The sequence below is a fragment of the Flavobacterium sp. GNP011 genome (assembly GCF_056428925.1).
Window position 1 is genome coordinate 1 of the sequence record NZ_JBWJVJ010000042.1, and the last position, 2,026, is coordinate 2,026.

The 2,026-nt window shown below is 32.8% G+C and carries 2 protein-coding genes; both read right to left on the reverse strand.

What is annotated here, in order from left to right; genetic code table 11:
* A partial coding sequence (locus AC061E_RS16495; protein ID WP_478287235.1) for a DUF2272 domain-containing protein occupies positions 1-1,200 on the reverse strand: 1,200 nt, incomplete at its 3' end.
* An 11-nt stretch (positions 1,201-1,211) separates the two neighbouring features.
* Positions 1,212-2,026: S8 family serine peptidase (locus tag AC061E_RS16500; RefSeq protein WP_478287236.1), on the reverse strand; the 815-nt coding region annotated here is incomplete at its 5' end.

A 2,026-nucleotide genomic window follows, 5' to 3' on the forward strand; every position in this document is an offset into this window, starting at 1 on the left:
TCCACCACTAAAATATATTCTATCGATTCTATAGTTACTGATGTATTGAACAAAGTTTGCTTTATCATTAAACATATCACTAGTGGTTTCTCCAAATTTTGCCAAGTGCAAACTATTTAGATTCAATCTTTGGTTTCTATCCGAAATGGTGTCGTACAAATCAAGCACACGAGGAATTGGATAATCAAGCCAAGAATCGCCTTCAAAAATCACATTTAAAGTATTTGGGTTGTTTGCATTTCTTCTAAAAAGAAAAGCATTTGTAAAAAAAGGTTGGTGGAGCGATTCGTCTTCGCCTTCAGTAATTGATTCTGTTAATCTTGGAGCACAACTTGACCCTAATTTAATAATTCCAAAACAACTACCTGGATTTCTTACGGTAGCTGGATTTAAAATAGTATCGTTATTATTCAAACGAATTCGAACTGAAGCTACAGTACCATTACTTCTTTTATTTCCGCCAACTACTACTGCAAATTTTCTATTATTTTCAACTATTATTACTTTCACTACATCACAATGAGATACTCCTTCTACACCTTCCAAGTCACGAACATTGTTGTTTGCATCAAGATAAAGTCTAGCCAATCCATTTAAGGTATGATTGCTCATTACACCGTTTTCGTTTACTCTATTAAAGCATAGAATATCGCCCACTTTTACAGCATTTGTGTTATCAACTAGCCAAACTGGCTTTGAAGCATCGTTTTTTCTTACGTTGCTTAAAGCTTGAACCACATAAGTAATATGTCTCATACTAAATACAAACCCGTCAGATTCTTCAACCCCAGCAGTTCTCATAGCCCAAGAAACAAAAGCTGCACTCCAAGCATTTTGACCTCTAGCCGATGCCAAAGCAGTGTTTCTAGGGTTTACATTTTGATAATTTGGTGGATTTGATCTTGTGCCTCTTACACCTCTCCAATATTCTTCGAGTTGATCAATCATTTTAAAGCTTCCATCAGGGTTTGTTTCTGCTTCTCCTATTGATCTGCCTGGATTTCTCACATCATAAGGATCAATCCAATTTAATTCAGCTTGTCCTAAAATATAAGCAATTTGATTTCTAATAGCACACCAATCCTTTATATTTGCTGGTCTTGTTGCGACTACTTGTTCGTTTTGATTAAAATAATTTAAAGATTCAAATAAATTATTATTGGGTCTATTTCTTCTATAATTTGTGATATAATTTTCCATAACTGTGTGTTTTATTTGATTATTTTATTTGGATTTACATAACCATTTCCTGCTCTAAAAATTTCCAAATTATTATTAGGAAAAACTGCTGGATCACACGCCTTGAATAGTTTTTCTCGAATTTGTTTTATATTTAAATTTGGTTCTTTTTCAAGAATTTTAATAACTAATGAAGCTACATAAGGAGCCGCCATACTACTTCCGCTTTTTGAACATAACTTGTTAGAAGCTCGAGTCTCCCTACTTGATGAAGAACAAGATGATTTTATTTTAGATCCTGGAGCCAAAACTTCTGGTTTCATTCTACCATCAACTGTAGGTCCAGAACTACTGAATGGTAATATAGTTTTGTTATTATCTGTTTGATCATAAGCACCAACTACTATACTATATTTAGAATTGCAAATAGAGTTGGTAGTGTGCGTTTTATTTACTATTTGTGGTAAAAAAATCGATTGCCCGCTATCGTCTCTTTCAATATAACAATGGTATCTGCCTTTACTTACTTTTTTCCCAATGAGTTCAATGGTCCAATATTTTGAGTTAAGTTTCCCATTTACCAAAATATTTATTTGGTTTTTGTGCGTATTGGGTTCATTACTTCTGTGCAAGCAAATGCCAACTTCTTGATTGTCTTTAACTATTATTTCATCTTGAAATGAAGTAGAAGACAATAATAATTTCTTATCATCATCATAAATATCCACACTTAAAATATCATCTCCTTCATACCAAATTTCCATTTCGTTTGGTGTTCTGTCTTTTTTTTTGAATAACCAAGGAATTTTAATTTTTTTGTTGGTTTTTATATCGCCATAAGTGTGTG